Annotated in this window: 5 protein-coding genes; 1 reads left to right on the top strand and 4 read right to left on the bottom strand. The window is 64.5% G+C overall.

The window, feature by feature from the left end; translation table 11 throughout:
• A partial coding sequence (locus C2U70_RS26270; RefSeq protein WP_140981531.1) for a response regulator occupies positions 1-2,134 on the top strand: 2,134 nt, incomplete at its 5' end.
• 557 nt (positions 2,135-2,691) lie between these two features.
• On the opposite strand, the gene C2U70_RS26260 is transcribed toward C2U70_RS26270, so the two are convergent.
• Genes C2U70_RS26260 through C2U70_RS26245 form a run of 4 tightly spaced genes read right to left on the bottom strand, consistent with a single transcriptional unit; the run spans position 2,692 to position 6,436 of the window.
• Positions 2,692-3,657, bottom strand: a complete 966-nt coding sequence (locus C2U70_RS26260) for an ABC transporter ATP-binding protein (RefSeq protein ID WP_140981530.1) — start codon at positions 3,655-3,657, stop codon at positions 2,692-2,694.
• Positions 3,654-4,628 (bottom strand): ABC transporter ATP-binding protein, encoded by a 975-nt coding sequence (locus C2U70_RS26255; RefSeq protein ID WP_140981529.1) that lies wholly within the window; start codon positions 4,626-4,628, stop codon positions 3,654-3,656. Before C2U70_RS26255 ends, C2U70_RS26260 begins: the two co-directional genes overlap by 4 nt.
• A 3-nt stretch (positions 4,629-4,631) precedes the next feature.
• Entirely contained in the window at positions 4,632-5,492 is an 861-nt protein-coding gene (locus C2U70_RS26250) for an ABC transporter permease (protein ID WP_140981528.1), read from the bottom strand.
• On the bottom strand, positions 5,489-6,436 hold the full coding sequence (locus C2U70_RS26245; RefSeq protein WP_140981527.1) for an ABC transporter permease: 948 nt from the start codon (positions 6,434-6,436) through the stop codon (positions 5,489-5,491). Before C2U70_RS26245 ends, C2U70_RS26250 begins: the two co-directional genes overlap by 4 nt.
• Positions 6,437-6,506 lie beyond the last annotated feature (70 nt).

The raw sequence follows: 6,506 nt of genomic DNA, 5'->3' as shown, positions 1-6,506 counted from the left end.
CGACACGATCCGCGAGCCGCTGGTCGTCGTCGACGAGGAGCTTCGCGTCGTGTCGGCCAGCCGGTCCTTCTATCGCTTCTTCGGCGCCAGCCCCGAGGACACGCTGGGATTCCGGCTCCCCGAGACCGACGCTCATCATCTCGATGTTCCGGCCCTGCGCGCATTCCTGGAACGCGTGAGGGATGGAAAGCAGCTCGCGGAAAGCTACGAGATCGCACTCGATCTGCCGCCGCTCGGGCAGCGCGTGCTTGCGGTCGCGGCCGAGGAGATCCACGATGCAGGGCTGACTGAAAAGCGAATCCTGATCTCGTTCACCGACATCACCGCTTTCAAGCAGGCCGCCGAGCAGCTCACCGAGGCCAAGCAGGCCGCCGAACAGGCCAATCGCGAGAAGTCGCGCTTCCTCGCCGCCGCGAGCCACGACCTGCGCCAGCCGTTGCAGACCTTGAAGCTATTGCACGGTGCCCTGGAGCAGCAGGTCGAGGATGAGCGGGCCCGGACTACGCTGGTCCGGCTGGGATCCTCGCTCGAATCCATGGCGAACCTGCTTGCCGCCCTGCTCGACATCAATCAGCTCGAGGCCGGGACGTTTCGTCCGAAATTTTCCGATTTCCCCGTCGAGGATCTTGTCCGCTCGCTCAGCGGCGCGTTTGCCGAGCAGGCGAGAGAGAAGGGGTTGGACTGGCGGGCCGTTCACTCCAAGCTCACAGTGCGCAGCGACCGGCGCCTGCTGGAGGAGATCGTTCGCAACCTGCTCTCCAATGCGATCCGGTACACTGACGGCGGAAAGGTTCTCCTCGGTTGCCGGCGTCGCGGAAGCAGCCTGCGGATCGAAGTCTGGGATACCGGCATGGGCATTTCCGCGGGCCAGCTTCCGCAGATTTTCGACGAGTATTTTCAGGTCGCCGAGGGCACACAGCGGGGTGGAATCGGTCTCGGTCTCTCGATCGTGCGGCGATTGTCGGATCTCCTGGGGCATCGCATCGAAGTGCGCTCCCGGCTCAATAAGGGCTCGGTCTTTTCCATCGATGTGCCGCTCGCCGACGCGACATCGACGCCAGGCCGGCAACCGGCAGAGTTGCAACAGGAGGGTTTTAAACGGACCGGCACCATCCTCATTGTCGAGGATGAGCCCACGGTGCGGGAAGCTCTCGAAACGATGCTTGCGCAGGTGGGACACCGTGTGTTTGCTGCCACCAATGGACGATCCGCGTTGGATTTGCTCAGCAAGGAAGGCATAAGACCCGACCTCGTCGTTTCCGACTACAATCTGGCGGGGGAATTTGACGGGATACATCTTGCCGACGCCCTGCGCTCCGCTCTTGCGTGGCAGGTTCCGGTCATCATCTTGAGCGGAGACGTCAGGGCCGACAAACAACACGCGATCCGCGAGAGGGGGCTTTTCGGTGTCATCAAACCCGTCAAGGCGAGGGAGCTTCTGAGGCTCGTCGGGCAGCTTCTTGCCAGTTCGCCGCAGCCTGCGAGAACCTCCGTTCCGGCGCAGGCCCCTGAGCATCTTCCGGCGCTTCGCGGCACGACGATCTTCGTCGTCGACGACAATCGCGAAATCCGGGAAGCGATGCAGATCATGCTGACCCAGGCCGGCTACGAGGTGAAGACCAGTGCCGACGCGTTGTCATTCCTGGCCTCCTATGGGCCCGAGTATACCGGCTGTCTTGTCGTCGACGTCCGCATGCCTGGCCTGACCGGACTGGAGATGCTGGCCCAGCTCTCCGCCCGCGGTAGCAAGCTCCCGGCGATCGTCATCACCGGCCAGGGCGACATCGCCATGGCGGTCGAGGCGATGCGCGCTGGCGCCTTTGATTTCATCGAGAAGCCGGTCGATCCCAAGACATTGCTCGCTTCCATCGACCGTGCGTTGCGGCAGGCTGCCAATCCAACCGATCGCTCCGCCGCTCAGGCCGCTATGACGATGCGAGTCGCGGCGCTCACCAAGCGGGAACGCGAGGTGATGGACCTCGTCGTGGCCGGGCATTTGAACAAGGAAATTGCCGCGCGCCTCCGCATCAACCAACGAACGGTGGAGACACATCGCGCAGCCGTCATGAAGAAAATGCAGGCTTCTTCGCTATCGGAATTGGTCCGGCAGGACATCTTGGCGCGCGGGGCATAGCCTGCGCTGCATGAAGATTCGCGAGAATTCCGGATCGTTCCCGCTCCTTTCGTGATTGGCGCGCGCCTTCAGTCAGTATTGATTTCAGTCAATGCCGTCAGCCCCCCTCCAGCTAGACTTTTCGATCGCTGTAGCAGATATGGCGCGTAGTCGGGATTTGCCGCTGCGAGGAGTAGCATCCAATGATGGACTGGCAACCGATCGCAACCGCTCCCATTGCGGAAGATCTCGAACTCAGCGTTATCGAAAACGCTGAAGTCCATTCCCTCGTCTTCCCCTGCCGCCGCTCAGAGGATGGTTGGGTTGATTGTCAGACCAAGAGACTTGTTCCGATCCATCCGACCCATTGGCGATTCTGGGGAAAAAACCAATCATAGCCCGTAACGGGATCCCGCCAGTGCGTGGTCGCAATATTCGCCGCCAGGTTGGAGCCCTGGTGCGCCCACCATCCCTTCCCCGACATCGCAGTCGCTCAGGCAGGCCTCATTCCGTGCTTTGGGCCGCGGTGCAACGTTCCCAAAGGGCTTCGCGCCCCAAGCGCTGGTCGTCAGCAGGCGCTATACGTTGTGGCAGGCAACTGCTCTCCCGTCCGTGCCTGCCGGCCGCAATTGTGGAACATCGACCAGGCAGCGGTCGCTGGCTAGCGGACAACGGGCCGCGTAGGCGCAGCCGGGCGGACGCTTGAACAGGCTCGGCGGCTCACCCGTTTCGATCGCGCCCAGGATCCGCTTGGTCGGATCCGGCTTCGGAATTGCTGCCACCAGCGCGCGCGTATAGGGATGGAGCGGCTGGTCCAGAACCGCCCGCGTTGCGGCCTGCTCGACGATCCGGCCCATATACATCACGGCGACGCGGCTGCTGATCTGTCCGATCACGCCGAGATCGTGCGAGATGAAGAGCATCGACAGTCTGAGCTCCTCGCGCAAGTCCATCATCAGGTTGAGCACCTGGGCCTGCACGGACACGTCGAGGGCCGAAACCGGCTCGTCGGCGATGACGATGGAGGGCGTCGGAAGAATGGCGCGCGCGATACCGACCCGCTGCCTTTGCCCGCCGCTCAGTTCGTACGGATAGCGGGCGGCGAAAGACGGGTCGAGGCCGACGGCCGTCAACGTGGCTGATATCGCCGCGCTGCGCTCGGCACGGCTCTTGAAGAAGCCGTTGATGTCGCCGGCCTCCGCCACCGCGTCGCCGATCGTGCGCCGCGGGTTGAGCGATGCATAGGGGTCCTGGAAAACCATCCGCACGTTCAGGCGCATCTCGCGGAGCTTGGTACCGCCGGCGCCGATCATCTCGCCGCCCCTGAAGCTGATGGCGCCGCTGTCGGGCTGAACCAGCCCGACGATGGACCGGCCCACCGTGGTCTTGCCGCAGCCGGATTCGCCGACGATCCCGAGCACCTCACCCTCGGCGAGTGACAGCGACGCGCCATCCACCGCCTGCACCTGGTATTTCCGGCCGGCGCGCCTGACTCTGAACGAGACTTTCAGGTCTCGAATTTCGAGGATGGCATCGCCGCTCATGATGCGACCCCGCCATTCAGCGGAAACGCGCAGAGCACCTCGTGTCCGTTCGCGACACCGGTGCGCGGCGGGGAGGCGACACGGCACGGCTCGCGCACCCCGGCGCAGCGCGAGGCGAAGACGCAGCCGGCGCCGACCGTGCCGGGCGCCGGCGGCTGCCCCGAGATGGTTGGCAGGCGGCGCGCGCCGGAATTTCGCGACGGCATGCAATCCATCAGCCCGCGTGTGTAGTGGTGGCGCGGCCTGTCGAACAGCGCCTCGACCGGCGCGGTTTCCACGATACGGCCCGCATACATGACAGCCACCCGGTCGGCGAGCTGGGCGATCACCCCCATGTCGTGGGTGATGAACAGGATCGCCATATCGAGGCGATTGCAGAGCTCGCGCAAGAGCCCGAGAATCTGCACCTGAATGGTCACATCGAGCGCGGTGGTCGGCTCGTCGGCGATCAAGACCTGCGGCCGGCAGGCCAGCGCAATCGCGATCATGACCCGCTGGCGTTGACCGCCGGACAATTGATGCGGATAGGCCGACAACTGCATTGCGGGGTCGGGCATGCGCACCAGCTCGAGCAGTTCGCGCGCGCGGAGAAGCGCGGCGGCACCCGAAGTCCCGTCATGCACTTTTACGGCTTCGGCGATCTGATCGCCGATCCGGCGCACCGGGTTGAGCGAGGTCATCGGCTCCTGAAAGATCATGGCCATGCGGCCATGGCCCGCTTCGACGCGTTGCCAGGGCTGCAACTGCGTCACGTCGCTGCCCTCCAGCAGGACCCGCCCGGCCCGGACCCGAGGACCGGGCTGCGGCAGCAGTCCCATGACCGCAAGTGACGTCATGCTCTTGCCGCAGCCGGATTCGCCGACGAGCCCGAGTATCTCGCCCTTGGCAATGTCGAAGGACACGCCTGCGACGATGTCGAGCGGTGCGGTCTCGGGCCCTATTGATACCGTAAGGTCGTGAACGGACAGCACGGCCTAGCCTTTCTCGCCAAAGACCTGACGGAACCGCGGATCGAGCCGATCACGCAGCGCATCGCCGACAAGGTTGAGCGAAAATGCCGTCGCCACGATCATCATGCCGGGGAAGAACAGCAGCCACGGCGCGCGGGTGATGAAGGTGCGCGATTCCGCCAGCATGTTGCCCCAGCTCGGAATCTCCGGCGGCGCGCCGAGGCCGAGGAAGTCGAGCGACGCCGCGCCAAGCTGCGCGAAAGCGAACACGAAGCTCGCCTGCACCAGGAGCGGTGAGACCAGGTTCGGCAGGATGTGCTTGCCGATGAGCCATAAAGTTCCCGCGCCCATGCTGCGGGATGCCTCGACATAGGTCTCCGCGCGCAGGCGCAGCGTCAGGCCGTAAACGATCCGCGTCGTCGTCGTCATGTAGCCGACCCCGATGGCCAGAATGGCATTGGCCACGCTCGGGCCGAGAATGACGATTAGCCCGAGTGCGAGCAGCAGCGCCGGGAAGGCCATCAGCACGTCCACCATGCGCATCAGCACGTGACCCAGTCGAGGGAACAGAGCCGAAAGGACCCCGATCGGCACGCCCGTCGCGAGCGCAAAGACGACCACACCGGAGCCGATCAGAAGCGCCATGCGCGCGGACTGGATGACGCGCGACAGGGTATCCCGGCCAAACTGGTCCGTCCCGAACCAATGGGCGGCGTTCGGGGGCGTCAGGCGGATCATCGGATCGATCGCGTACGGATCGTAAGGCGCGAGCCAATGGGCGAAAGCGGCAGCGAGCACGGTTGCCAGAAGGATGCCCAGCCCCGCCAGCGCGATCGGGCGGGCGACGAACGGCTTTAGCCACAGGATCGCGCCGTCGTGCCTCATTGCAGTTCGACCCGCGGGTCGAGCAATCGGTAACTCAGATCGACGATCAGATTGACCAGAAGATACACGACGACGATGACCAGGATGACGCCCTGGATCACCGGGTAGTCGCGGCGCAGGATCGACTGGACGACGAGGCGGCCGATGCCGGGCAGGGCAAACACCGTTTCGGTCACCACCGCTTCGGAGAGCAGCGCTGCGAAGGTGAAGCCGAATGCCGACACCACGGCCAGCAGCGCATTGCGCAGGATGTGCCGGCGCACGACCTGCCACGGGCGGATTCCCTTTGCGCGCGCCGTGCGCACGTAGTCCTCGCGGGCGACGTCGAGCATGCTGGCGCGTGTCAACCGCAGGATCAGCGCGGCATTCGGCGCCGCGAGCGCCAGGCTGGGGAGGACGAGGTAGCGCAGATTGGCGGCGCCGCCGCCCTCGAAGATCGAGGGATAACCGGAGCTCGGAAACCAGCCGAGCCAGGCGGCAAAGATCAGGATCAGATAGAGCCCGACCCAGAACGTGGGTATCGAAGCCATCAGCATCGCCCCACCTGACAGGCCCTGGTCGAGCCATGTGCCGTGCCGGACCGCCGCGATCATGCCGATCGGCACGCCGATGATTGTCACCCAGATCATCGTCATGGTGGCGAGCAAAGCGCTGGTCTCGGCGCCATCGGCAATCACCGACAGCACCGGCGCCTGGAAGAAGATGGAACGTCCGAGGTCGCCCTCGAGCACATGGCCGACCCAGGTCAGATATTGAACGATGATCGGTCGATCGAGACCGAACTGGTGCCGCAGCGCGTCGATCTGATCCGGCGTGGCGGTGTCGCCGAGCAGAACGTAAATGGGATCACCTGGCACGACATGGATGAACGCAAAGATGATGACGGACGCCGCCAGAAGCGTCACCGCCGTCGTTCCCGCGCGCTTGAGTACGTAAGACCACATGTGATTGCGCGGCCGATCAGCGGCAACGACGTGTGACGTTGCCGGCGCTCGACATTCCTTGCGGCCTCAT

Origin of the sequence: Bradyrhizobium guangdongense, from assembly GCF_006483445.1 — a bacterium.
In the GTDB taxonomy this organism is placed as follows: domain Bacteria; phylum Pseudomonadota; class Alphaproteobacteria; order Rhizobiales; family Xanthobacteraceae; genus Bradyrhizobium; species Bradyrhizobium guangdongense_A.
Note: the sequence above shows the minus strand (reverse complement) of the source record. Positions and strands in the feature narration are given on the sequence as shown.

Excerpts from the sequence above, each read along its gene's own strand:
- C2U70_RS26260 (WP_140981530.1), bottom strand. The coding sequence starts at position 3,657 with ATGAGCGGCGATGCCATCCTCGAAATTCGAGACCTGAAAGTCTCGTTC.
- C2U70_RS26250 (WP_140981528.1), bottom strand. The coding sequence starts at position 5,492 with ATGAGGCACGACGGCGCGATCCTGTGGCTAAAGCCGTTCGTCGCCCGC.
- C2U70_RS26245 (WP_140981527.1), bottom strand. The coding sequence starts at position 6,436 with ATGTGGTCTTACGTACTCAAGCGCGCGGGAACGACGGCGGTGACGCTT.